The organism is Neoalteromonas facilis (genome assembly GCF_002807665.1).
GTDB lineage: Bacteria > Pseudomonadota > Gammaproteobacteria > Enterobacterales > Alteromonadaceae > Alteromonas_E > Alteromonas_E facilis.
In genome coordinates, this window is record NZ_PEAY01000002.1 from 310,577 (window position 1) to 336,045 (window position 25,469).

The 25,469-nt window shown below is 46.7% G+C and carries 25 protein-coding genes; 16 read left to right on the plus strand and 9 right to left on the minus strand.

From position 1 onward, the window contains the following. The first annotated feature begins 61 nt into the window (after nucleotides 1–61). From CSH93_RS07565 to CSH93_RS07625, 13 genes are all read left to right on the plus strand, one after another. Complete coding sequence (locus tag CSH93_RS07565) at nucleotides 62–778, plus strand: winged helix-turn-helix domain-containing protein (protein WP_100642632.1); 717 nt, start codon at nucleotides 62–64, stop codon at nucleotides 776–778. Between the two features lie 310 nt (nucleotides 779–1,088). Then, nucleotides 1,089–1,400: a 30S ribosomal protein S10 gene (gene rpsJ, locus CSH93_RS07570; protein WP_008845776.1), complete on the plus strand. Its 312-nt coding sequence runs from the start codon at nucleotides 1,089–1,091 to the stop codon at nucleotides 1,398–1,400. Nucleotides 1,401–1,418: 18 nt separating this feature from the next. Then, nucleotides 1,419–2,057, plus strand: a complete 639-nt coding sequence (gene rplC, locus CSH93_RS07575) for a 50S ribosomal protein L3 (protein WP_100642633.1) — start codon at nucleotides 1,419–1,421, stop codon at nucleotides 2,055–2,057. Between the two features lie 18 nt (nucleotides 2,058–2,075). Continuing rightward, nucleotides 2,076–2,681, plus strand: coding sequence for a 50S ribosomal protein L4 (gene rplD, locus CSH93_RS07580; protein ID WP_100642634.1), 606 nt, complete (start codon nucleotides 2,076–2,078; stop codon nucleotides 2,679–2,681). Then, the gene (gene rplW, locus CSH93_RS07585) at nucleotides 2,678–2,977 is read left to right on the plus strand and encodes a 50S ribosomal protein L23 (protein ID WP_100642635.1); all 300 of its coding nucleotides are present in this window, start codon (nucleotides 2,678–2,680) and stop codon (nucleotides 2,975–2,977) included. Before rplD ends, rplW begins: the two co-directional genes overlap by 4 nt. 14 nt (nucleotides 2,978–2,991) lie before the next feature. Further along, nucleotides 2,992–3,816, plus strand: coding sequence for a 50S ribosomal protein L2 (gene rplB / locus CSH93_RS07590; RefSeq protein ID WP_100642636.1), 825 nt, complete (start codon nucleotides 2,992–2,994; stop codon nucleotides 3,814–3,816). A gap of 15 nt (nucleotides 3,817–3,831) precedes the next feature. Further along, the gene (gene rpsS / locus CSH93_RS07595) at nucleotides 3,832–4,107 is read left to right on the plus strand and encodes a 30S ribosomal protein S19 (RefSeq protein WP_100642637.1); all 276 of its coding nucleotides are present in this window, start codon (nucleotides 3,832–3,834) and stop codon (nucleotides 4,105–4,107) included. 10 nt (nucleotides 4,108–4,117) lie between these two features. Continuing rightward, the gene (gene rplV, locus CSH93_RS07600) at nucleotides 4,118–4,450 is read left to right on the plus strand and encodes a 50S ribosomal protein L22 (RefSeq protein ID WP_100642638.1); all 333 of its coding nucleotides are present in this window, start codon (nucleotides 4,118–4,120) and stop codon (nucleotides 4,448–4,450) included. A gap of 9 nt (nucleotides 4,451–4,459) precedes the next feature. Further along, complete coding sequence (gene rpsC / locus CSH93_RS07605) at nucleotides 4,460–5,167, plus strand: 30S ribosomal protein S3 (RefSeq protein WP_100642639.1); 708 nt, start codon at nucleotides 4,460–4,462, stop codon at nucleotides 5,165–5,167. A gap of 2 nt (nucleotides 5,168–5,169) precedes the next feature. Next, nucleotides 5,170–5,583 (plus strand): 50S ribosomal protein L16, encoded by a 414-nt coding sequence (gene rplP, locus CSH93_RS07610; RefSeq protein ID WP_100642640.1) that lies wholly within the window; start codon nucleotides 5,170–5,172, stop codon nucleotides 5,581–5,583. Further along, nucleotides 5,583–5,774, plus strand: coding sequence for a 50S ribosomal protein L29 (gene rpmC, locus CSH93_RS07615; RefSeq protein ID WP_100642641.1), 192 nt, complete (start codon nucleotides 5,583–5,585; stop codon nucleotides 5,772–5,774). The genes rplP and rpmC overlap by 1 nt, the downstream gene beginning before the upstream one ends. Then, entirely contained in the window at nucleotides 5,774–6,031 is a 258-nt protein-coding gene (rpsQ, locus tag CSH93_RS07620) for a 30S ribosomal protein S17 (RefSeq protein WP_100642642.1), read from the plus strand. Before rpmC ends, rpsQ begins: the two co-directional genes overlap by 1 nt. Nucleotides 6,032–6,176: 145 nt before the next feature. Next, the gene (locus CSH93_RS07625) at nucleotides 6,177–7,097 is read left to right on the plus strand and encodes a cation diffusion facilitator family transporter (RefSeq protein ID WP_100642643.1); all 921 of its coding nucleotides are present in this window, start codon (nucleotides 6,177–6,179) and stop codon (nucleotides 7,095–7,097) included. A 1-nt stretch (nucleotide 7,098) separates the two neighbouring features. On the opposite strand, the gene CSH93_RS07630 is transcribed toward CSH93_RS07625, so the two are convergent. From CSH93_RS07630 to CSH93_RS07640, 3 genes are all read right to left on the minus strand, one after another. Further along, entirely contained in the window at nucleotides 7,099–7,926 is an 828-nt protein-coding gene (locus tag CSH93_RS07630) for a PI-PLC domain-containing protein (protein ID WP_100642644.1), read from the minus strand. Nucleotides 7,927–7,949: 23 nt separating this feature from the next. Then, complete coding sequence (locus tag CSH93_RS07635) at nucleotides 7,950–9,929, minus strand: LTA synthase family protein (protein WP_205663240.1); 1,980 nt, start codon at nucleotides 9,927–9,929, stop codon at nucleotides 7,950–7,952. Nucleotides 9,930–9,994: 65 nt separating this feature from the next. After that, the gene (locus CSH93_RS07640; RefSeq protein ID WP_100642645.1) at nucleotides 9,995–11,800 is read right to left on the minus strand and encodes a cation:proton antiporter; all 1,806 of its coding nucleotides are present in this window, start codon (nucleotides 11,798–11,800) and stop codon (nucleotides 9,995–9,997) included. A gap of 237 nt (nucleotides 11,801–12,037) precedes the next feature. Between CSH93_RS07640 and CSH93_RS07645 the strand changes: the two genes are divergently transcribed. After that, entirely contained in the window at nucleotides 12,038–12,616 is a 579-nt protein-coding gene (locus CSH93_RS07645) for a hypothetical protein (RefSeq protein WP_100642646.1), read from the plus strand. Between the two features lie 6 nt (nucleotides 12,617–12,622). On the opposite strand, the gene CSH93_RS18100 is transcribed toward CSH93_RS07645, so the two are convergent. The 4 genes from CSH93_RS18100 to thpR all read right to left on the minus strand — a co-directional run bounded on the left by CSH93_RS18100 (nucleotide 12,623) and on the right by thpR (nucleotide 17,707). Then, entirely contained in the window at nucleotides 12,623–13,720 is a 1,098-nt protein-coding gene (locus tag CSH93_RS18100) for an RDD family protein (RefSeq protein WP_240615522.1), read from the minus strand. Nucleotides 13,721–13,841: 121 nt separating this feature from the next. Next, nucleotides 13,842–16,028: a M3 family metallopeptidase gene (locus CSH93_RS07655; protein ID WP_100642647.1), complete on the minus strand. Its 2,187-nt coding sequence runs from the start codon at nucleotides 16,026–16,028 to the stop codon at nucleotides 13,842–13,844. Between the two features lie 153 nt (nucleotides 16,029–16,181). Further along, nucleotides 16,182–17,036 carry a formyltetrahydrofolate deformylase gene (gene purU, locus CSH93_RS07660; RefSeq protein ID WP_100642648.1) on the minus strand — a complete coding sequence of 285 codons (855 nt, stop codon included), beginning with the start codon at nucleotides 17,034–17,036 and terminating at the stop codon, nucleotides 16,182–16,184. Nucleotides 17,037–17,182: 146 nt separating this feature from the next. Further along, the gene (gene thpR / locus CSH93_RS07665; protein WP_164078320.1) at nucleotides 17,183–17,707 is read right to left on the minus strand and encodes an RNA 2',3'-cyclic phosphodiesterase; all 525 of its coding nucleotides are present in this window, start codon (nucleotides 17,705–17,707) and stop codon (nucleotides 17,183–17,185) included. Between the two features lie 86 nt (nucleotides 17,708–17,793). On the opposite strand from thpR, the gene hrpB reads away from it, so the two are divergent. Then, nucleotides 17,794–20,334 (plus strand): ATP-dependent helicase HrpB, encoded by a 2,541-nt coding sequence (hrpB, locus tag CSH93_RS07670; RefSeq protein ID WP_164078321.1) that lies wholly within the window; start codon nucleotides 17,794–17,796, stop codon nucleotides 20,332–20,334. A gap of 24 nt (nucleotides 20,335–20,358) precedes the next feature. Here hrpB and CSH93_RS07675 read toward each other — a convergent pair whose 3' ends face one another. Further along, nucleotides 20,359–21,570 carry a lytic murein transglycosylase gene (locus CSH93_RS07675; RefSeq protein ID WP_100642651.1) on the minus strand — a complete coding sequence of 404 codons (1,212 nt, stop codon included), beginning with the start codon at nucleotides 21,568–21,570 and terminating at the stop codon, nucleotides 20,359–20,361. 258 nt (nucleotides 21,571–21,828) lie between these two features. On the opposite strand from CSH93_RS07675, the gene mrcB reads away from it, so the two are divergent. Continuing rightward, on the plus strand, nucleotides 21,829–24,216 hold the full coding sequence (gene mrcB / locus CSH93_RS07680; protein ID WP_420807247.1) for a penicillin-binding protein 1B: 2,388 nt from the start codon (nucleotides 21,829–21,831) through the stop codon (nucleotides 24,214–24,216). Nucleotides 24,217–24,260: 44 nt separating this feature from the next. On the opposite strand, the gene CSH93_RS07685 is transcribed toward mrcB, so the two are convergent. Beyond that, complete coding sequence (locus CSH93_RS07685; RefSeq protein WP_100642652.1) at nucleotides 24,261–25,469, minus strand: efflux RND transporter periplasmic adaptor subunit; 1,209 nt, start codon at nucleotides 25,467–25,469, stop codon at nucleotides 24,261–24,263.

A 25,469-nucleotide genomic window follows, 5' to 3' on the forward strand; every position in this document is an offset into this window, starting at 1 on the left:
ACTTAAATATAAGTAACTTTTATCTATCCAATTACTATCCAAGCCAACGTATAGAAGAATCATGAAGTTAGATGAGCCGATAGAGCTGACAATTGAACGCCTGAAAAGCGCTCCGTTTAAAACCGGAGATGTGTTGGTCAACGTCAGTCAGAATACAATCCAACGCAATGGTGAAACGTACACGCTGCAACCGAAGGTTTTAGAGCTGCTGGTTTTATTAGTATGCGCGAATGGAGCTACGATAAGTAAGGAGGAAATTACTGCTAACCTTTGGCCCGAAGTTGTTGTTGGCCCAGACTCTCTGGCGAATTGTATGGCTAGATTGCGTAAGGCATTAAATGACGATGCGAAAAGCCCTGCTTATATTCAAACGGTGCAACGAAAAGGGTATCGCTGGTTACCAAGTGTAGAGCTAACCAATGAGCAAACGCGCCACAACCTATATGCGAAGCGGATAGTATTGATGTGCGCTTTGTTTGGCATTTTTGCCGTCGGGTACTTTATTTACCCAAACACATTCAAACAGGAAACCTTTCCATTCCCAGACCTTGCTATTAAGAAGTTGCCTGACGGTGGATACGAAATACAAGCAGGTATAGAAGGTAAGCTGACTGAAGAGAGAAAGGCGGCACTATTAAAGGAAATAAAACGGATTACCGGTGAAGAACATTCAGATATGGAGTTTACCTTCGATACATTGGTACCAACATGCCCGCCTGTGATCGAAGGGAAGAAAGATGAAAAAGACTGCGTAGCATCCGAAGCGCAAAAAGATTAACGCGAGCATTTGCTACCGAGTGAAAAACACCGCTGGTCATTAATAAACCAATTTAATCCCACTTAACACTTGCAATCTTGGCTAACCTCTATATAATTCGCGCCCACTTGCCCTTGTGGGCATAGACGATTATCCGTTACAACACTGCTTTTAGGGTTGTAACCGAAACCTTAAAAGAACTGGTTAAGGCGGGCGTGATAAGAGTTGAAACAGGGTTCCGAATGGGAACTATCGGTTTACGCACATCTTTTTTGCAGAACGAACTGCAAAGAAGGTGAATTTTTTTGTTCTTTCGATTGGAGCTTAATCGATGCCAAATCAAAGAATTCGTATTCGTTTAAAAGCGTTTGATCACAAGTTGATCGATCAATCTACGGCTGAAATCGTAGAAACAGCGAAACGTACTGGTGCTCAGGTAAGCGGTCCTATTCCTTTACCTACTCGCAAAGAACGCTACACAGTATTGGTTTCTCCTCACGTGAACAAAGACGCACGTGATCAGTATGAAATCCGTACTCATAAGCGTTTGGTAGATATCATTGAGCCAACAGATAAAACTGTTGACGCTCTAATGAGATTGGACTTGGCTGCCGGCGTTGATGTTCAAATCAGCCTGGGCTAATAGAAGAGGGTTATAACAATGGCGATTGGTCTTATCGGTCGTAAAGTGGGTATGACACGCATCTTCACTGAAGATGGTGTATCTATCCCTGTGACTGTTATTGAAGCAACCCCTAACCGTGTTACTCAACTTCGTACAGAGGAAACTGATGGTTACCGTGCATTACAGGTAACTGCTGGTGAGAAGAAAGCAAACCGTGTTAACAAAGCGGCCGCAGGTCACTTTGCTAAAGCTGGCGTTGAAGCTGGTCGTGGTTTGTGGGAATTCCGTCTAGACGCGAATGAAGGCACAGACATTGAAGTTGGCAGTGAGATAACTGTTGAACTATTCAACGAAACTAAAAAAGTTGACGTTGTAGGTACTTCAAAAGGTAAAGGGTTTGCGGGTGCAATTAAGCGTTGGAACTTCAGACACCAACGTAATACACACGGTAACTCATTGTCGCATCGTGCTCCTGGTTCAATTGGTCAAAACCAATCTCCAGGTAAAGTATTCAAAGGCAAGAAAATGGCTGGTCAGCTTGGTAACGAGCGCGTGACTATGCAGTCTTTGGAAGTAGTACGCGTAGACGCAGAAAACAACCTATTGTTGGTTAAAGGCACAGTACCTGGCGCGACTGGCGGTGACGTCATCGTTAAGCCTGCGGTCAAAGCCTAACGTCTGGGGAGTTAAGTGATGGAATTAGCATTGAAAGACGCCAAAGGCGCTCTTGAAGTATCCGAAGCGACCTTTGGACGTGAGTTCAACGAAGCTCTGGTTCACCAGGTAGTCGTTGCATACGGTGCAGGCGCTCGTCAGGGTACTAAAGCTCAGAAGACACGTTCTGAAGTACGCGGTGGTGGTAAGAAGCCATGGCGTCAAAAAGGCACTGGTCGTGCACGTGCTGGTACAATCCGCAGCCCAATTTGGGTTGGTGGTGGCCGCGCATTTGCTGCCAAGCCTCGTGATCACGAGCAAAAGGTCAACAAAAAGATGTACCGTGGTGCGATCAAAAGCATCCTATCTGAATTGGTACGTCAAGACCGTTTAGTAGTTGTAGAAAGCTTTGGTGTTGATTCACCAAAAACTAAAGCACTACTAACTAAATTAAACGCGCTTGAATTAAAAGACGTTTTAATCGTAACGCCTGAAGTTGATGAGAACTTGTTCTTGTCATCACGCAACCTATACAAGGTTGACGTACGTGATGTTGCAGGTATCGACCCGGTCAGCTTAATTGCGTTTGAAAAAGTGCTAATGACTGCTGATGCAGTTAAGCAACTTGAGGAGGCGTTAGCATGAACCAGGAACGTCTATTAAAAGTATTGGTTGCTCCGCACGTGTCTGAAAAAACGACACTTGCTGCTGAAGCAAACAACACTGTTGTATTTAAAGTTGTTAAAGATGCCAACAAAGCTGAAATCAAAGCAGCTGTTGAATCATTATTCGACGTAGAAGTGAATTCTGTACGTACGGTTAACGTTAAAGGTAAAACCAAGCGTCACGGCATGCATTTCGGCAAGCGTAGCGATTGGAAAAAAGCTTACGTTGTGTTGAAAGAAGGCCAGGATATCGACTTCGTCGGTGGCGCTGAGTAAGAAGGGGATTAGACATGCCATTATTGAAAGCTAAGCCAACTTCTGCCGGACGTCGTCATGTTGTTCAGGTGGTTAACCCTGATCTACATAAAGGTGCACCACACGCGCCTCTATTAGAAAAGAACAGCAAATCTGGTGGTCGTAACAACAATGGTCGCATTACCGTGCGCCATATCGGTGGTGGTCACAAGCAACACTACCGTGTAATTGATTTTAAACGTAATAAAGACGGTATCCCTGCGAAGATTGAGCGTTTGGAATATGATCCAAACCGTTCAGCTAACATCGCATTGGTATTGTACGCAGACGGTGAACGTCGTTACATCCTTGCGCCTAAAGGTGCACAGGCTGGTGATGCGGTGCAGTCAGGTTCTGACGCGCCTATCAAGCCAGGTAACGCAATGCCTATGCGCAACATGCCAGTAGGTACTACTGTTCATGCCATCGAAATGAAGCCTGGTAAAGGTGCTCAAATCGCGCGTTCAGCTGGTGCATATGCACAGATTCTGGCTCGTGATGGAGCATACGTTACTCTGCGTCTTCGTTCTGGCGAAATGCGTAAAGTATTAGCGGATTGTCGCGCCACCATTGGTGAAGTCGGCAACGCTGAACACATGCTGCGTTCACTTGGTAAAGCCGGTGCTAATCGCTGGCGTGGTGTCCGTCCGACCGTTCGTGGTGTTGCCATGAACCCGGTAGATCACCCGCACGGTGGTGGTGAAGGCCGTACTTCTGGAGGCCGTCATCCGGTTACTCCATGGGGTGTGCCTACTAAGGGTAAGAAAACCCGCAGCAACAAGCGTACAGATAAGCTTATCGTACGTCGTCGTAACAAGTAATAGCGAGGATTCACCATGCCACGTTCTCTCAAGAAAGGTCCTTTTATTGACCTTCACTTGCTGAAGAAGGTAGAGGCTGCAGTGGAAAAGAACGAGCGTCGTCCAATTAAAACTTGGTCACGCCGTTCAATGATTATTCCAGATATGATTGGTTTAACCATTGCAGTCCATAACGGTCGTCAACACGTTCCTGTATTAATCAGTGACGAAATGGTCGGCCATAAGTTGGGCGAATTTGCGCCAACGCGCACTTACCGCGGCCATGTCGCGGATAAGAAAGCGAAACGTTAAGGGGAAAGAGATGGAAGCATTAGCTAAACACCGTTTTGCCCGTACGTCAGCTCAAAAAGCACGTTTGGTAGCAGATCAGATTCGCGGTTTGCACGTTGAAAAGGCACTTGAGTTATTAACTTATAGTCCTAAGAAAAGTGCAGCATTGGTCAAGAAAGTACTTGAGTCTGCGATTGCAAATGCAGAGCACAACGAAGGTGCTGATATTGACGAATTGACCGTTGCCAAAATCTTTGTTGACGAAGGCCCAACGATGAAGCGGATCAAGACACGTGCAAAAGGCCGTGCTGATCGTATTTTTAAGCGTAGCAGTCACATTACTGTGGTTGTAGCGGATAACTAGGAGTAGAGAATGGGACAGAAGGTACATCCTACGGGTATACGCCTGGGTATCAGCAAGCCATGGACATCTACCTGGTACGCGAATACTGCAGAGTATGCGGATAACCTGTTTAATGATCATCAGGTACGTCAGTATCTGACTAAGCAGTTGAAGAACGCTTCTCTTTCTAAAATCGTTATTGAGCGTCCTGCTAAGAGCATCCGTGTGACTATTCACACAGCTCGTCCAGGCGTTGTTATCGGTAAGAAAGGTGAAGATGTAGAAAAGCTTCGTAATCACGTATCTAAGCTAGCCGGCGTGCCAGCTCAGATCAATATTGCTGAAGTCCGTAAGCCTGAGCTAGATGCACAGCTAGTAGCTGACAGCATTTCAAGCCAGCTAGAACGTCGTGTTATGTTCCGTCGCGCTATGAAGCGTGCCGTGCAGAACGCAATGCGTCTAGGTGCTAAAGGTATCAAAGTTGAAGTTAGCGGTCGTTTAGGCGGCGCAGAAATCGCACGTAGCGAATGGTATCGTGAAGGTCGTGTACCTTTGCACACATTCCGTGCTGATATCGACTATGCAACATCTGAAGCATTGACTACTTACGGTATCATCGGCGTTAAAGTGTGGATCTTCAAAGGTGAAGTACTAGGTGGATTGCCTGCAGCAAATGCAGTAGAGCAAGCACCAGCAGCACCTAAGAAGAAAGGCCGTAGCGCTAAGCGAGAGGGCTAATCATGTTACAACCAAAGCGTACGAAATTTCGTAAACAGCATAAAGGGCGTAACCGTGGTCTAGCGATTGCCGGCGGTAAAGTAAGCTTCGGTACATACGGTCTTAAAGCCGTAGCGCGTGGTCGTATGACTGCACGTCAAATCGAAGCAGCTCGTCGAGCAATGACGCGTCACGTTAAGCGTCAAGGTAAAATTTGGATCCGCGTTTTTCCTGATAAGCCAATTACTGAGAAGCCATTAGAAGTGCGTCAAGGTAAAGGTAAAGGTAACGTTGAGTACTGGGTATGCCAAATTCAACCGGGTCGTGTGTTATATGAAATGGAAGGTGTTCCAGAAGAACTAGCACGTGAAGCGTTTGCATTGGCTGCGGCAAAACTGCCATTTAAAACAACCTTTGTAACTCGGACGGTGATGTAATGAATGCGACTGAACTAAAAGCAAAGAGCGTAGAAGAATTGAACGAAGAGCTTCTTGGTCTTCTTAAAGAGCAATTCAATCTACGTATGCAGCATACAACTGGCCAGCTTGAAAAAACTGATCAGTTGAAAAAAGTGCGTCGTAGCATCGCGCGTGTAAAAACCATTCTGACTGAAAAGGCTAAAAGCTAATGACTGAACAAAAAATTCGTACAGTACAAGGTCGTGTGGTAAGTAACAAAATGGATAAAACCATCACTGTTATGGTTGAGCGTTTCGTTAAGCACCCTATCTATGGGAAGTTTATCAAGCGTTCTACTAAGCTACACGCTCATGATGAGTCAAACCAGTGTAATGAAGGTGACGTAGTAACTATTACTGAATGTCGCCCTCTATCTAAGTCTAAGACTTGGAAATTGGTTGACGTTGTCACTAAAGCTGCTGAATAATTTAATTATTCAAACCAGTTTAAAAAAGGCCGCATCTGCGGCCTTTTTTGTTGCTGATTTCCACTCAAAAAATATTTTTTCAGACCTCTTCCTATTTATAAAAAGCAGAGTAGAATCGCGGCCGGTTAAATATTGAGCTATTTAAATGGCTATTGGTTTTCATGCGCAACAAGAAAAGTTCTTGTTACGCCTTTCGCTTTACGTTGCTGGCCTGTTTGTCGTTGTGGCGCTGGTTTTTGCTCAGCTGACAGGCTCAGATGCCATATTATTTGATGGCATGTATTCGCTTATTGCCTTTTTTATGGCGCTGTTAACCCTGAGGGTGGCGCATTTGGTACAGCTACCAGATGATGATCGCTTTCACTTTGGTTATACCGCGATAGAACCCACATTAAACTTATTTAAATCGCTAATCATTATCGCTGTCTGTGTGTATGCAGCGATAGGCTCGGTCTATTCGTTAATGTCTGGCGGCAATGTGGCTGAGTATGATGTGGCCATATTGTATGGCGTGGTTGCGACAATTGGTTGTTTCGCAATATCGTTTTACATGCGTTTTGCGAGTAAAACGCTACGCTCAGATTTGGTCGATGTTGATGCCCATACGTGGTTTGTTGATGGTGTACTAAGTGCTTCAATTTTAGCGGGCTTTTTGTCGGCCTATGCCCTTGAGTATATTGGCTTGTCAGCCTACTCACCTTTTATCGACCCAATTCTACTGCTGATCCTGAGCATAGTGATGCTGCCCATTCCCATTCGGATCCTATTGAACAGTCTCAATGAGGTTATTAATAAAGCACCACCGGAGGCGGTGACTCGTATTATTGAACGCAAGTTAAAGAAAACGTTAGTAGATGTACCCTATGAGCACGTGGAAGTGCGCATCAGTAAGCAAGGGCGTGACCTCTACTTACTGGTGCATATAATTGTCAGCGATGAATTCGGCGTAGCAACAATTTCCCAGCTCGATGATATTCGCCTCAAGTGTGAAAAAGACATGCGTGAATGGGACCCGGCGATTCTGATGGATATTCTTTTTATCAAGAACCCTGTGCTAGCGGACTAAATTACTTGCAGCCCGGAAGCACAAACGCGTTAGCGGTTTCCTCTGTATTCAGGACAACCTGCACATTCTCCATGCGTGCGAGACGGGTGATCAGCGCCTTATCATTGGGCACATGGTAAATAAACATCGGTACATGTCGCAGTACCTGTTCACTTATTGCGTTGTATACCGGATCGTCTAGCTCGCCGTAGTTAGTGCCCATTACGGTAAAATCGAAGAAGTAATACACTAATTTATAGAAGTTGTGCACAAACGCTGTACCGATATACGACTGCGGTAGTGGTTGTGTATCGAGCATGGTCATAAAACCTGCGTCTCGGAAGGCGGCTAGTTTGATCGGATGTTCTGTTTCTATCACTACTTTACTCACCATAGGAGTATTGGTGGTTATCTTTGTAAGGCGAGCAACCGCTTGTGCAACTTCTTCTGTGTTTAAGCGCGTAAGCTTTTTAAAGTCCAGCCACACATAAATAGGCTTTTGTAGGTGTGCGAAAAGCTTTTCCAGTGATAACAGCTCACCATTTTTGAGGTTATAGGGCCTATCGTGACTGACAACATACTGCCCCAACTCCACATCAAAATACACGTCAACTTCAACACCTTGAGCGCCGTTATCGATAGCCAGGTTGATGGCGTCAATCGAATTGGCTTGTTGCAAGCGGATACTTGAGTCGGTGACCAAGCCACGGGTTGACCATGCCTTGTCGCAATAGTCCAATGCTAAGGCTGATTGTCGCTGTGCTAGCTGCTTATCAACATAGGCCACCGCAATGTGATAACCAACAATACAAGTCACCAGTATGGCGAGTGCAACATAGCGCTTTTTCATTGTTTTGTTTTCCGTAATTCGCGTTAGATACCTGAATGTGCACAATCACTCGCTGGATGATAGAGCTTCTGGCGGTATAGATAAGATGGCAATTGTACATGAGCGAGCGCGCGCTTGTACTCTTCCTCAGAAATCCCCTTGTCGGTCAGATTCAGGGTTTTTGCGTCCTTTTCATAATGAGCATGCAAGGGTGTTGAGTCTGGCCGTAAAATCGTCAGCTCTTGTTCTTGCATTAACGCAAACAGGGTTTCGAATTGCAGTAAAGCGCGTCCTGGACTGTGCTTATCCAAAGTGAAGTCTCTTCCATCCATCACGTGACAGGTTGATATACCGGCCAAGCTTAAGAGCGTAGGGGCAAGATCAATTTGGCTCGCGACAGGCTCAATAACTTCAGGCTCAATTGGTCCCCCAACAATCACACCGGGAATGCGGAATTTTTCTACTGGGATCAGGTTGCTGCCATAGACGCGATTATCATGATCCGCGACCACTAGAAAAATCGTGTTATCCCAGTACTCACTCGCTTTGGCTTGTTGAAAAAATTGCCCCATCGCCCAATCAGCGTATTTAACCGCATTGTTTGCGGTTGCTTTTGGTTGTTCATACAACTCTATCCGGTCATCTGGGAATTCGAACGGTTCGTGGTTACTGGAGGTAAATACCAATGAAAAGAAGGGCTGCCCTGCTTGGTTGAGTTCAACAAAGTTGTCGTGTGCAGTGTTAAATAGATCTTCATCACTCGCTCCCCAACTACCCACAAATACGGGTGATGTAATGTCAGGTAGGTCGATCACTTGGGCAAATCCGTTTCCGGTAAAGAAGCTTCTCATGCTGTCAAAGTGGGCTTCTCCTCCATAGATAAATTGAGTGTGATAGCCATGGGGCGCCAATATTGACGCCAAAGTAGAGAAATCTCGCTGACTGCCTGATAGCTTAACTGTACTTTGTGCAGGCGTGGGCATAAATCCGGCAATAACCGCTTCAATGCCGCGCACCGATCGGGTACCCGTGGCATATAAATTGTCAAACCACATACCTTCTGATTTGAGCTTTTCCAGTTCTGGCGTAACGGGCACTCCACCTAAAGACCCAACGAAAGTGGCGCCTAAGCTTTCGTGTAAAATAATCACTATGTTGGGTGGCGTTTCGCGCTCAATAGTCGCGGGCTGAAAATGCAACGTGGGTTGTTCGCTGTCGTATTGATAATGTTGTAGCCAAGGCCAGTCGCGCGTGAGTTGTGTCATTTCATCGATAGGGAGCTCACCATAGATGTCACTGCTTTCGCTCTCATGGCGCAAGTTATACAAAGCGTAAATCAACGAGTAGCCTGAATTGATGACGATAGAGTTGACCATTGAATCTGCGGTAATTGCAAACAAGGATGGGTTTGCGGGCCGGTGTTCAGTTGTAGAGCGTATGCCGGCAAATGCTAGGAAAACGCACAAAGGCCATATTAGTAGGCGTTTCTTTAAGCTCCAGGAATGTTGCATCGATTGTGGGACAGCTAAAATGCGCTTGGCCGCAATATAGGCAATAACACCGCCAATGGTGACACCTACTATGGCGCCCTTAAAGCCGACCCACAACATTGAACACACTTCTTTAGGATATTTGAGATATTCGACAAACAACAGATTAGGGCGAATGTCATATTGTTGAATGAACATCGGGGTAGTGAGCTCTAGAAATACCACAACACACAGCCCAACCAAGGCCCAAAGATAGGTGAACTTGAACCAGACTTTGTGTGTTAGAGGCCCAGCGAACAACAACGATAGCAAAATTGGAATGGCCGCTAGAATAGACATTAGGATAATGTCTGCGCGCACGCCTTGAATAAAGATATTGAACAATTCATCGGTAGCGGCAACGCGATCATAGAACAAGGCTACCAATCCTAAGCGTGAAACGCTCAGAACGATAAGGCCTATCACCACCATACGGGCGATATGAATGTAAGGGCCAGTGCTGGACAAGAACGGCTGGGTACTACTTGTGTTCATTGCTATTTTTAAGGTCTTTCAACTACACATAAAGCAGAGCTTAACGCTGCTTACTTAAACTAACCTTAAGCGACTTTAAGTTGATCGTCTACTTTTAACACTAAGCTTATGATTTTCCAGCCGGGTTTGGGACTCACACTTTTCAATGATGAAAATACACCCACTTTATTGTCGTGAATATGAACCAATGGGATCGCATCGTTTCCGTATTTTTCTCTATAGTCAGCGAACGTAAACTCTTCCGTTAAACGCGTGGTTTTGATAATGGCACCGTTTTTCATCGCGCTCGCTAAAAACGCGTAGGTAATCCCTTCACCAAACAGACTCATTTTTTGTGCAAAGTTCTCACTCACTTGGTGGCTTTGTGGTTTGTCTGACTCATTGTTACCTAACCCCATAACTGTGGCATCGCGTCCTAGCTCATGTTCAAAATGCACCGTAACCAATGGATTAAGTTGGCGATAAGGAGACAGAATGAGCACACTGCCGACAAGTGATAGATCGAGATAGCGCTCCGCATGATCACTCATCGGGTTACCGTAGTAGGTTTTAATATTTTGCATGCGCGATAGTCGTATGGCATCCCAGTTGGTATCTGCAACGATGGTATTGATCTCACTTTTGCTCAATTCCAATGCTAACTCACGTGAAAATTGACTGGCCCCAAACAGCAAAAATCCATTTTGTTCCGGCGAACGAAGTCCCAGCCATTGTGCGACGGTTGACGAGGTAAGGCTTTGAATGACCACGGTAGCGATGATGACTAAAAACACCATAGGCACAATTAAAGACGCTTGTTCGTAGCCTGCGGCTTCAAGTTTAATTGAGAAAAGTGCTGAAACTGCGGCGGCGATAATACCCCGAGGCGCTATCCAAGACAGGAGCGCCTGCTCTTTAATAGTTAATCCGGTGCCAATCGCTGACATACCCACGGCGAGTGGCCTGGCGACAAACATTATTGCTGCAATTACCACTACTGCACCCATACCGATAGCTTGAATTGCGGCAAAATCGATGCGTGTGGCGAGTAAAATAAACAGGGCAGAAATGAGCAACACACTGAGTGTTTCTTTAAACTCGAGGATACTTTCAACGTCTACATTGCGCATATTGGCCAAAATCATGCCCGCAATGGTAACGGTCAACAAACCAGATTCATGGGCGAAGACATTCGAGAAAGCAAATGCTGCGAGCATAAGCGTCAGCACGGCCGTATTTTGCAGATAATAGGGTATCCATTGTTTTCGAAGTGCTACCCCTAGCATGTAGCCAAAAGCGCTACCTAAGGCACCGCCGACCAACACCGTAGTACCAAATGCAATAAAGGTATGTAACACCGCATCTTGCTGCGCAAGGATAAACTCAAATACCAATACCGCGAAAAGAGCGCCGATGGGGTCAATAACAATGCCTTCCCAGCGTAAAATGTTGGCTAGCTTTGATGAGGGTCTTACGGTTCTCAGCATCGGCACAATGACTGTCGGGCCCGTGACTGTCACAATGGCACCAAAAAGTGCCGCCAATTCCCAACTCAGGTTGAGCGCGTAGTGAGCAGTTGGCGTGGCGACTAGCCACGTAACTATTACTCCAACACTGCATAGATTTCGCACCATGGCGCCATGGCCGCTGATGTCTGAGAACTTTAGGGTTAAAGCACCTTCAAATAAGATAATGGCAACAGATAAAGACACGATGGGGAAAAGAAGATCGCCGAACAATGCATCTGCATTAATTAAGTTAATGCCAGGACCCACTATTATTCCGGATAGCAACAGAAACAGAATGGCAGGTAACTTTACCTTGTAAGCCGCGTACTGACATGCGATTGATATCAGGCCAACGACGACCAGCATTACGGCAATATTTTCCACAAGACTCCCTCAACGCAATTTAACTTCACAACCATAGAACATTCACCCTCGGAGTTCCAAGTTTTATCGCGTTGGCATGTTTTAAGTAGTTGCTTTTGTGAAAGAAAATGATTGGGCTGTTATTAGAACCGGTGTCTACAGGTATTTAAGTTAATACCTAGTGTGCTGGTTCATGCTAGTAAATTTAGGTTATCAGCCTATGCTTATTTTAAGACTTCCAAACGTTCAGAGGTGACCATGAAAAAGTGCTTACAGGCAACTTTCTTGCTCTCACTGTGCGTATGTGCGAATGCTCATGCCGGTATTAAGGGTGACCGAGAAGCGGCCGCTGAATGGCTTGTCGAGCAAACTTCAGGGCTGTTTTCACTGAGCTTTAATAAGCAAAAGATCCAGTTCGAAGGGTGTAAGCAGAAGGCCTATGATCTGACGCTCACAAGCGATATATCAGACGGATTCTCAATCGATTTTTCCATTGGCTACGGCAAAGCCAAGAATAGTTGGGGCGTGTTTTCGCAACAGGTTATTGAGCAAGACTATCAATTTATGCCCCGTTGGCAGTTTGCCGACTGGCGTATTGGGTTGGGGGTTAAAGTACAATCAACCCATCAATTACGTGCCTCACATGGCCCTGCAATCGAGTTACCACTGAGTAAGCAATGGGCCATAGAGGCAGATCTGCCTGCCTTTAGTGAAGACCATCATTTTCGCGTAGCGCTTGTACGTGAGGATTGGCGTTATACCGAAACACAAGATGTCGCTGTGGCAACGTTTAATCACAACAATGCCATTACGCTGAACTATTCGATGCGCTTTTAATTGGCCTTAGCGAGTTCTTCGCAGTACCAAGGTTTCGGATATCTTATCCTGAATGGCTTGTCTGTTGGGATCCCAAAGGACCTGTAAGAATCCAAGTAATCCCGTTGCCAATCCTGCCCCATAGCCACCATAGCGCTCAAAACTTTCCCATAGTGATGGTATTTTGCCGTCAATCCTAACGACATATATTCCCATCAGTCTTTTGCCCGGAGTAGAGCCTTTCCAGATGGTAGTAAAGGCGCTGAAATACAGTGCTGCCCAACCAAAGCCGATACCCAAATCAGCGGCAACCGTTTTGAGCCAGGTAACAATACTGAATTCATCTGCAGGAACATCGTCATCAACAACTGGTTGGTTAGTAGTGTTTTCAGACGTTGCACTGTTTGCCGCTTGCTGCGTGGTGTCTGTTGTGGAGTCTACTTCTGCACTCTGATTTTCCCCCGCGTCTTCTTCTTGTGTTTGGCGGTGGCTATCAAACAATGCCATGCTTTGCTGTTCCATTTGCTGCCGCTGCGTATCGGTCAATGTCGTGTCTTCGCGTAAAAAGTCGCGCACAATTTTGCCGAAATCAGCTCGGGCTATTTTGCTTTCAGCATACAAGGTAGAAAAATCATCCAATACGTCTGACTTGCAGCTACCATCCTCACAACTATTCCAAGCGAGTATCAACGCACCTGTTGCGATGGCTTGGCCTCCGGTCAATACGCCTTCCGGGGTATCGTCATTGTCTTGATTAAAGGTATCAACAATGCCGAATAAGATGGCGAATATGAGCACGGCGATAACAGCACTGAGTACATTGCGGGTTCGTCTGAAACGCTTTTCTCGCGCCAGTCGGATATTCGTTCGCAAAAAGGTAATGGCAGCAAAGCCGGCCAGAAACAGCGCATTTAGCGAGCTCAATAAAGCGATAAGCAGTAAATCGATCAATATCGCAAACAATCGCCTTGATGGCGACGCCGTTGGTAAACCCAGTAAATCGTCTGCTATACCGAAAGCATAAGGGGTTACGATAGTCTTATCGTCTTTGGTTCTATCAGGTTTAGCCGGTGGTTCGCTCTGAGGGGTGAGTGATTGTGATGAAGTGGGCAGTTGATCTGGCATCTATCGGTCTTCGTTTGAGCGTACGCATTGAGGCTCAGAATAACCAGTTTTTTGTATTGATTAAATAAGGTGCACAAAAAAAGGGCGCTTAAGCGCCCTTTAATCTTTCTCCAAAGCGGTATTACTTGTCGCTTTCAACCGGGAATCCACGGTCACGCATAAGCGCTTCAACTTTAGCATCACGGCCGCGGAACTTGCGGTATGCTTCAGCTGGATCCATTGCGTTACGAATAGAGAACAAGTACTTCACTAGACGTTCACCGACTTCTTCATCGTAGAATCCACCTGGTGCTTCAGCAAATGCTTCTGCCGCATCTGAGGTTAATACTTCAGCCCACATGTAGCCATAGTATGCTGCAGCATAGCCTTCACTTGAGAATACGTGTCCGAAGTGTGGTGAGCGGTGACGCATCACAATCTCTTCAGGCATGCCAAGCGCTTTCAATTGTTCGCGCTCAAATGTATCAGGCTCAATGGTTGCAGGATCGGTTGTATGGTATAGCAAGTCCATAATCGCAGAAGCCATGTACTCAGTGGTCTTAAAGCCTTCATTGAATGTTGAAGCGGCTTTAATTTTAGCGACCAACTCGGCAGGGATTGGCTCACCTGTTTCATGGTGAACAAGGTATTGGTTGATGACTTCATCAGTGGTTAACCAACGCTCAAGTAACTGCGATTGAAACTCAGTGTAATCACGTACACCAGAGTGTGACGTTGGGTATTTAACCGTCGCTGATAAGAAGTGAAGCGCGTGACCAAATTCATGGAAATACGTTTCTGCATCATCCCAAGAAATCAACGTCGCTTGACCTTCAGGCGCTTTAACGAAGTTACTGTTGTTAGATGTTAATGCGCTGTCTTTGCCATCAAAGGTTGTTGGCTGGCGATACATGGTTGCCCATGCACCAGAGCGCTTACCTTGACGAGCAAATGGGTCAAGATACCAAAGACCAATGTGCTCTTTAGTGGTTTTGTCGGTTACTTCCCATACTTTAACGTCTGGGTGGAATACCGGTACTGAACCTTCTGGAACCGGCGTAAATTCGAAATTGAACAAACGGCCAGCAACGTAGAACATCGCGTCACGTAGTTTGTCCAGTTGAAGGTACTGCTTAACTTCATCTGAGTCTAAGTCGTACTTCGCTTTACGCACTTTTTCTGCGTAGAAACGATAGTCCCAAGGTGCAATAGTAATATCCGCACCTTCAGCGTCAGCAATGGCTTGCATATCCGCAACTTCTTCTTTCACACGTGCAATCGCAGCTGGCCATACTTTCTTCATCAAATCCATCGCATTTTCAGGCGTTTTCGCCATGCGATCTTCAAGACGCCATTGTGCGTAGTTGTCGTAACCTTGTAATTGTACGCGCTCGTGACGCAGTTTAAGGATCTGTTTGATCAACTCGTTGTTGTCAAACTCGTCGCCATTGTCACCACGGTTGTAGTAGGTTTTCCACACTTGTTCGCGTAGTGCACGATCAGTGCTGTAGGTTAAGAATGGGTCCATTGAAGAGCGAGTGTTAGTGATCGCATACTTACCTTCTTGACCTCGTTGTGCAGCGGCAGCTGCTGAAGCGTCGATAAAGGATTGTGGCAATCCACCGAGTTGTTCTTCAGTGATATAAAGTACATAGTTTTCTTCATCAGCGAGTACGTTGTTAGAAAACTTAGTGCTCAACTTAGATAACTCTTGGTTGATTTCTGCGTAGCGTTTCTTCGCTTCTGCATCTAACGTAGCACCGTTGCTGGCAAACCCGTTGTAAGTCAACCATGTGATACGTTGCTCTTCATCGCTAAGAGACTTCAATTCTTCGCTTTCATATACCGCTTTAACGCGTGCAAAAAGTGCTTCGTTTTGCGTGATTTTAGAGAAGAACGCTGAAAGCTTAGGTGCCATTTCAGCTTGAATTTCACGGAATTCTGGGCTTGATTTGTTCGAGCTCCAAATACCCCAATATGTGAATACACGGCCAAGGGCATCGCCTGCTCGCTCCATTGCAACGATCGTATTTTCAAACGTCGGTGCTTCTGGGTTATTGGCAATCGCTTCAATTTCCGCCATGTTCATTTCCATGGCTTTTTCTAATGCTGGCTTAAGGTCGCTCAATTCCATATCGTCGAATTGAGGTACACCACCGTAAGGGCCTGAGTATTCTGCAAGTAATACATTTTCAGCTGTGGTATCCGCGGCAGCAGTTACAGCGCTGTCTTGCGCTGCTGGGGTAGTTTGAGCCTGCTTAGGCTCTGAACAGCCACTCAGTGCCAGAAGGCACGCCATGGCTGTAGCGGTTAAAAGCGGTTTGTTCATTTTATTTCCAAACAGTTGTCGTAAGATTGATGTTATCGTAATTATTTTTATGTCTGGGGCTGTTCGTCCCGTCAGACGCGCGTTATAGCGAAATGCTAGTGTACTGGATCTTGTCCTGAAGTACCACGCAGACAACTGTTCGAAAATTAAAGCCTATTCAAATACGATGGTTTTGTTTCCATGCACCACCACACGGTCTTCTAAATGGTAACGAACACCATTGGCTAGGGCCGTTTTTTCACAGTCTTTACCCTTGCGTACCATATCTTGTGCTGAATCTGAGTGGCTGATGCGCATCACGTCTTGTTCAATGATCGGACCTTCATCCAAGTCTGCCGTGACATAGTGACAGGTTGCTCCTATCAGTTTCACGCCGCGATCGTAGGCTTGTTGGTAGGGTTTGGCGCCTGCGAAGGACGGCAAAAAGCTGTGATGAATATTGATTGCTCGGCCCGCCCAGCGCTGACACATGGTATCAGGCAAAATTTGCATAAAGCGTGCAAGCACCACTAAATCAACATTATGTTTGGCTAAGATCGATTCTATTTCTGCAAACGCGTCGGCCTTGCTTTGTTGCTTAAAGTTCACGTGATAGAACGGAATGTTATACCAGTTGGCAAACGATTCGATCGCTTGGTGATTTGCGATAATACAAGGGATATCACATTGCAATTCGCCGGTATGGTGGCGGTGCAGTAAATCGACCAGACAATGAGATTCATGACTGGCCAACACCGCGACTTGTTGTTTTTGCGCTGAGTCAGTCAGATGCCAGCGCATTTGATATTGCGTTGCAATGCTGGCAAACGCTTCAGAGAACCCTGAATGGTCAACAGCGATACTGTCTGCTCTGATTTCATGGCGCATGAAAAAGCGCCCTGTAGTCAAGTCGGTATGATGACTCGCTTCGATGATACTGGCATTGTGAGCGGCCAGAAAACTGGCGACAGCGGCGACGATACCCACTTGATCGGGGCAGTCGATAACAAGGCGATAGGTTTGTTGCATGGTGAAACAGGTAATAAATTAAATCTGGCGCCAGCATACCACTTATCGACGCGCATTATAGTGAAAACGATTGCACGATTTGGCATATCAAATAGCAATAGATTGAGATTAAGGCCAAGGTACGGTGCTGTTTAAGTTTGACAGAACTAAGTTAAGTCCCAGCTTTGGCGAATAGGGTAACAAACACCACTGGGTGTTGAGACAGATTCGAACAAATGAAATTGATTAACCTCGATTGCGAACGTGTGCTTCAGTTGAGGCAGTGGTGATTGGTCACGGTATTTACGCGCCAAGGTTACATGCGGCTTATAGGTTTCATAGGTCGGCAATGAGGGTAATGCTTTGTTTACAATTCGCTCCTCAATTTCGTGTTGCATGTGCAATAGTGGTCGCGGTGGATCGATTGCAGTCAAAAATGCAATAGGCGGCTTGTACCATTGCTGAATACTATCGAGATGTAATGAGAAGCGAGGAAGTGATATTTGGTCCATCAACGCAGCACAGGAGTTGACTTCCGTTTCGTTGATATGCCCCAAAAACAGTAGCGTTATATGAAAATTTTGTGGCACAACCGGTTTACACTGCGCACGCTCGGGCCAGTGGCGGCTGAGCCAAGTATCGATGTTGTGTTTAATTGACTGCGGTAAATCTATCCCAATAAAACAACGCACCACTTTCTCCGCACTAGGGTTATCTGCATGGATCGTTTATCCTAGACGCATCCTCACATGATTGCATCCATATTCCCAGTACCAACGTGATCCAAGAATCTCTCCCGATTGCCCAGCATTTAACAACAATAGCCAGCGAATTGAGGTCAAATAATGTCATTCTGACCGCTGCCCCGGGCGCGGGTAAGTCGACACTGCTGCTGCGCTATTTGCTACTCAACTTTGCGCTTGAGGGAAAAATCATCGTGCTGCAACCGCGCCGAGTGGTCGTGCGTGCGTTGGCAGCTTACATTGCAGGATCTTTAGGCGAAGAGGTTGGCCAACGTGTGGGCTATCAAATTAAAGGTGAGCGCAAAGTCAGTGCTCAAACACGTCTGGAATTTATTACCGAAGGGATCCTAGCGCGGCGCTTGCAAGCTGATCCTGAGCTTTCGGGCACGGCCCTAATTGTGTTTGATGAGTTTCACGAACGCAGTATCCACAGTGACTTTGGATTGGCACTTGCCATCGAAGTGCAACAGGCACTGCGCGAAGATTTACGTTTATTGATCATGTCGGCGACGCTTTCTACCGCAAGCTTAAAGCCGATTTTACCTGATGCCACCCATATTGGCGTTGAAGGTCGTCAGTTTCCAATTGAATACCATTATCGAGCGATTCCTACACAACCACTGAGCGTACAAGGTTTGGTGAGTGTCATTTTGGCCGCGGTAACAGAGCATGAAGGTGATGCTCTGGTGTTTTTACCCGGTAAACGCGAGATAGACGATGTTCTGGAATGTGTATTAGGTTGCTTAGCTGAACAGGGGATAGATCAGCAAGTTTTGTGTCTCCCACTGTATGGAGCGTTATCCAAACAACAACAGCAAGATGCGTTGCGACCAGCGCCTGAATCAAAGCGAAAAATTATCCTGGCAACGAACATCGCCGAAACCAGTTTGACCATAGATGGCGTGAGGATCGTGGTTGATTCAGGTTTAGAACGCAGTGTTACGTTTTCTTTGGCTTCTACCGTCGAAAAGATGCAAACACGCCGCATTAGTATGGCATCAGCCGATCAACGTGCGGGTCGAGCGGGACGCACGGCACCGGGTGTTTGCTATCGCCTTTGGAGCAGCGAACAAAATGCGCGTTTAGTTAAGCAAAGTGAGCCGGAGATATGTCAGCGAGATGTTAGCGATATTATGTTACAGGCGCTTTCTTGGGGAGCGTCGCTAAATGATCTACCGTTGCTGACACAACCCTCTGAAGGGCAGCTACAATACGCGATTCAAGTGTTAAAAGCCTTAACGGCAATAGATGAGCAAGGCAAGTTAACTGCACATGGTCAAGCCATGGCGAATTTCCCCTTGGATGTGCGTCTAGCACACATGCTGCTTACCATGAAAGGATTGCACCCAGATAACAGCAAAGCATTATGGACCGCAGCCTGTACCGCGTATGTACTTAGTGAAGGCGAGCGATTCCCCTCCATTTGGATGAACGATATTGCACACAGTCGCCTGGTTAGTTCAAATGCGGCAAAACATAGAATTAAGCACTTTTTGCAGTTGCTGGATGTGAGCTCAAAGCCGCAAGAACTTTCACAAATGGCAACGGAGTGGATTGCGCAAAGTATCGCGTTAACTTATCCCGACCGAGTGGCAAAGCGCGTCAATGACACAGAATATAAGCTAGCCAATGGCAAACGGGCATCTCTGGCATCAGACAATACCGTTGTTCAAACAGAATGGTTGGCGGTCGCACAGCTACTCATGACAGCATCGGGTAAATTGCTGATCACTTTGGCACACCCCATCGAATGGTCGTGCATAGAGGCGCTTTTTGAAGCGCAATTAAAGCAAGATGAAGATATTGTGTGGCATGCATCACAGCAAAGATTTGGGCTGCAACAAAGTATGCGTTTAGGTGACATCAAAGTGAATAGTCAGCCGATGGGGGCAGAGCAGATCGCTCAAGCAGAGTTACAACAGGCTTGGCAGAAGCAGATCGCGCTTAAAGGCATAGATTGGTTACCGTTTAGCGATGCAGCCGTGCAAACATTAAATCGCATACGCATCGCAAAGCGGGTCTGTACGCGCCAAGATCTGGCGCCATTTCCAAACGTTGATGCGCCATCATTGCTGGCTTCGCTGGATAGTTGGTTATTACCTTATGTGGGGGATGTGCTGAGTTATAAAGCACTAAGCGGATTAGACTGGTCACAACTCATGTTAAACCTATTGGATTGGCAACAGCAGCAATGGCTGGATACGCATTTGCCCAAACGTTACCACATGCCCAATGGCGACACGTTATCCATCGCGTATCCTGTCATTGGTGATGACAATGAACAGCCCATTAAAGCGCCGTTGATTGCAGCCCCCATGCAGTGGTTTTACGGGTTTCAGCAATCACCAACGATTGCCGAGGGAGCCCTGACATTGCAAATCGAGTTGCTTTCGCCGGCTAAACGAGCGCTGCAGAAAACGCAGGATCTAGCGGCGTTTTGGGGCAGTGAAGCGTACCAGCAAATCAAAAAAGAAATGAAAGGGCGTTATCCGAAGCATTTATGGCCAGATGATCCGGCGAATACCGCCCCAACCAAAGTAACGAAAAAACGTATGCAACAAAACGCAGATAAGTGATCTGCGTTTTGCCCCTCGGTGTAATTATGACCCTGTGCTAACGTGTTGGAATTGCGCTGCAATATGTTGGCGAACCGTCGGGCTTGGGAAGCCATCGGCGATCAATCCCTGACTGGCTTGATAGGCTCGAATACCTGCGCGAGTAGCAGGCCCAATGATGCCATCGGCCCCGCCAACATCAAAGCCTAAGGCAATCAGCTGTTGTTGCATACTGCGAATATCCACTCGAGAAATAGCGGCGATATCGGGTAGGCGGGTCGCCAATGGTGCGCCTTTGACAATTCGGTCAGCCAAGTGTCCAACCGCAATGGCGTAAAATTCGGAATTGTTCCAACGTAAAATAATGGAAAAGTTTTGATAAGTTAAAAACTTCGGCCCCTGATGGCCTGAGGGAACACGCAGTGTTGCAATCAATTCACTGTCGGGTAATGGGTTGCCTTGCGCGTCGAGTACGCCGAGCTCGCGCCATTCATTTACGCTGCGGCGCTGTTTTTTACCGGCCAGTGAATAATCAAAGCCTTCAGCAAGCTGAACTTCACGTCCCCAACGGCTGCCGGGTTGCCAGCCTAACCGCGCAAGAAAGTTAGCGGCAGAGGCCAGTGCATCTTGCTCACTGTTAAACAGATCGATAGTACCGTCGTCATCGCCATCAATGGCATACTGGGTATAGGTTGATGGCATAAACTGGGTATGACCCATGGCACCAGCCCAAGAACCTTTCATGTTATCGGGATTGAGTTTCTCGCGATCAACCAGTTTCAAAGCCAAAAGTAATTCTTGCGTAAAAAACTGCTGTCTGCGTTGATCACAGGCAAGGGTTGCGAGTGAGTCGAGGATCGGCATTGTACCTTTGTAGCCACCAAAATTCGTTTCCAAGCCCCAAAATGCCACTAAATAGTGCCCTGGGATGCCATGTTGGTGAGTTAATTGACGCAAAAAGTCGGCGTGCTTGGCAAGCATTTCACGGCCTTTGTTGATACGCCAGTCGTTCACGCGTTTTGAAAAATAAGCTGGAAAGGTTTGCACAAATTCAGGCTGGCTGCGGTCTAGCTCAAGTACACGTTGTTGTAGTTTAAACGATGGTATCAATTGTTGCGTTTGCTCACTCACGCCTTGTTGTTTTGCCAGATCACCAAATCGAGATAAACACTGATCAAAATTAAGCGAATCGTTTGCCCACCCCATTGGGCTTGAGAAAAAAAGTGCAGCGGCTAAAGATGCAAGGGTTTTGCGCATTGACTACATACCCACAGTAGGTAAAAAAACGAATTATCATGCTACCTGAATTCAGGCGATTGCAATACCTTTGCGCGGCGTTTTTATGGATTATGTCGGTGACTAACAGATATCGCTGATTTGCCAACTCCATTAAGAGCTTTGAAATAAAGCGCAGAAGAAATGTTGTTTGCAATGCTAGGTTTCTCTGGTGGTGTGTTGGCACTTGAAGATCATGCCCGTATACTTGGGCACAACACATATCGTTGAGCAGTACCATTGGCCACACCAAACAAAAAAAAGCCGACCAAATCTAATAGTAAAAAGCCTGCTAAAGGCAAAAGCGCTTCAGTTAAAAAGCGTTGGTTTTGGCCGCTGTTATTTAAGTTGACGTTAGTCGCTATGGTCAGTTTGGGGGCTTACTTGTTTTATCTGGATGCCTCTATCAAGCATCACTTCTCGGGGAACAAGTGGCAGGTGCCGGCGCAAATATATGCACGCGCATTAACACTCAACGTTGAGCAAGAAATAACCCCGAATGAAATAATTGATGAACTGAAATTGTTAGGGTATCGCAATGTCGCGAGTGTCCAACAAAGTGGTGAGTATCGTTACGCTAACCAGCAACTGATATTCATGCGTAGAGCGTTCGATTTTGTTGATGGCAGCCAAGCGGCTCGCTTGATCCGTATTACGTGGAATGGCGCTCGGATCAGTGAAATCCAAGAGGCACTGCCGAGACAATTCACCTTTAATTCAGCTCAACGAATAGCTCAAATACGCTTAGAGCCTTGGTTAGTGAGTCGCTTAGTCAGTAGTCATCGAGAAGATCGGATGTTGTTGGACATTAAAGAAGTGCCACCTATGCTGATCAATGCGTTGACCTTAATTGAAGACAAAGACTTTTATAAACATCATGGTGTTGCACCGCTGTCTATCTTACGTGCGTTAATTGCAAACTTAGCCGCGGGGCGCACGGTACAAGGGGGCAGCACGCTCACTCAGCAGTTAGTTAAAAACCTGTATCTAACCCGAGAGAAGTCGATTGTCAGAAAGGCCAAAGAAGCGCTAATGGCTATTGTGATCGATGCTCGATATAGCAAAGACCAGATCTTAGAAGCGTATTTAAATGAAGTGTTTGTGGGGCAAAACGGCAGCCTAGGCGTACATGGATTCGGTCTTGGCAGCCACTTCTATTTTGATCGACCGATTAACGAACTCAACACGGCTGAAATTGCGTTATTAGTGGGCTTGGTTAAAGGTCCGTCTTACTACAATCCTCGGCGTTATCCTGAGCGCGCAATGGAGCGCCGGGATCTGGTTCTAAAGGTTCTATTTGAGAACAACGAACTAAATGCCGCCGAATATGAGCAATTGGTGAATCAGCCGTTGAATATTGCCATTGGCGCAAGTTTAGCCAGTGGCAAGCACCCAGCTTATATGGACCGGGTTAAACGAGAACTCAGCGAGATCTTAGCGTCGCCCGATATTCGCGAATCAGGTGTGAAAGTGTTCACTGGGCTGGATATCAATGCGCAACGACGTGCAGAGGCTGCATTAGCCAATTCCGTTGAGCAATTGATCACTCAGCGCAAGTTGTCCGATCTGCAAGGCGCAATGGTGGTGGTGGATATTCAAAGTGCTGAGCTTCGTGCCGTCGTCGGCAGTAAAGACCCTGCGTTTAGCGGTTTTAATCGCGCGTTAGATGCCTATCGTCCCGTCGGCTCTTTAGTCAAACCGGCCATATATTTAACCGCATTGGAGCAGCCGGCACGGTTTAACCTTGCGACGCCACTGATGGATGAACCGATCAGCATGGATGACGAAGGCGGGCGACAATGGCAGCCGCAAAATGCCGACAAGAAATTCCGTGGTCAAGTACCGTTAATTGATGCGTTGGTGAAGTCGTTGAATGTTCCAACCGTTAACCTTGGTATGGACTTAGGTTTAGCTAATGTGGCCGACACGCTGACCCGTTTAGGGGTGAAACGTTCAATCCGTCAGGTCCCAGCGTTGACGCTTGGCGCTATCGATTTGAGTCCTGCGGATGTCAGTCAGATGTATCAAACCATCGCCAATCAAGGCGTATATAAACCCTTGCATGCCGTAACCGCTGTGGTGTCCCCGAATAATCGACTGATGTGGAAACATGCCGATTTTGCTGAGCAGCGGGTAGATGAAGCGGCGACTTACTTAACCAATTACGCTTTGCATAAGGTAACCACTGAAGGCACGGCCAAACGTATTCGACAACAATTTAGCAGCGTCAATATGGCAGGAAAAACCGGTACGACTGATGATTACCGAGACAGTTGGTTTGCCGGTTTTGATCGCAATATATTGGTTACAACCTGGCTGGGCGATGATGACAATGCACAAACGGGCTTGACCGGGGCAAGTGGTGCTTTGTCGGTATTTATCGACTATCAGAAACGGCAAGAGCCTAAGTCACTCTCTAGACGCTTCCCGAATGGATTGGGCATTGCTCATTTTGACCCAACCACGGGGGATGTCAGTGTTGCTGGCTGTCAGGGGACCATTAGTGTACCCGCGATTTTAGATGTGCTGCCACCGCCTCAGGTTGGATGTGGCGGAGAGCCAGCTCCTAAGCCTGCACCCAAAAAAGACGAAAAGAAACCGTGGTGGAAACGGATATTTGGTGAATAAACAAGTGGGTGAAAGTTAAATCCAAAGTGCTCCATCACCCAAGGTTATTCAATCGCACTGACGTTCACACCGTCACTGATTTGATTATTGGGGTGCAGAACGTAGGTGTCACCTTCAGCAAAACCTGACAATATTTGTGCATCCGCACTGTTTTTTTGCCCCAGCGTAACAGTACGCTTTTCAGCAATGCCATTTACAACCGCATAGGCAGCCCAGGCATTTTGTTCACGAAACAGCGCACTGATGGGGAGCGTTATCACATCGTGTAATTCCTGCAGCACTATGGTTACGTCAACTTGGTAGCCATGACCCAAGCGTTCGCGTTCTGCATAATCACTGGTGAAGCCAACAATCACATTAACCCGTTGTTCTTCAATACCTAACGCAGATACCTTTTTAAAACCGACAGGCTCTATTCGGGTCACTTTGCCGTGTAGCGGTTTAGCGTCGCCCCAATTGCTGATGATCGCCGGTTGTCCAACTTGAACTTTAACGGCGTCAAACGACAGTAAATCGACAACCACTTCTAATTGACGTGGATCACCGACTTCAACTAGAGGAGTGCCAGCCTCTACGACACCGGCGTTCTTAGTGATGACAGTTAGCACTTTGCCGTCAATCGGCGAGGTGATACTGACACATTCACACTCACTGCGTTGCACCGGCTGTGAGGCTGGAGAAAGCAGTTGCGCTTTTGCTCGTGCCAATTCAAAAATACGCATTTGCAGTGCCGCTTGAGCAGTCGCTAACTCTGCGCGAGTGGTTTTATATATGCGCTCGGCAGCATCTAAGTCTCTTTGTGACACACTGCCATTGATGCGTAGCTCGCGCATGCGGTTACGTTCTGCTAACGCGTATTCTAATTCCGCTTCAACCTGATTGACTTGGGCTTGCGCTAATTGTTGTGACGAGGTTGCGGCTTCAACATCAGCTTTAGCTTGTGCTTCTGTGCGAGGGTCAAGAAATGCCGGATCAATCGGTTCAATGCTGGCGATCACCGTATTCGATAGTGTTACATTGTCGCCCACATCGGCATCAATACGACGAAGGTGTCCGGTGACGGGAGACGACACAATAAAGGTATCGTGTATGCGGGTTTTGCCATCATCGGTCAGTGTGACGGCAAGGGAACCTTTTTGAACACGCCCTAGGTCTGTTAAAACCGGTGTTGGTATAAAAGAATAACCAATCGCTATGACGATAGTGAGTCCAATAACACCCCATAAAATATGACGAGAATGTCGGGTATTCAT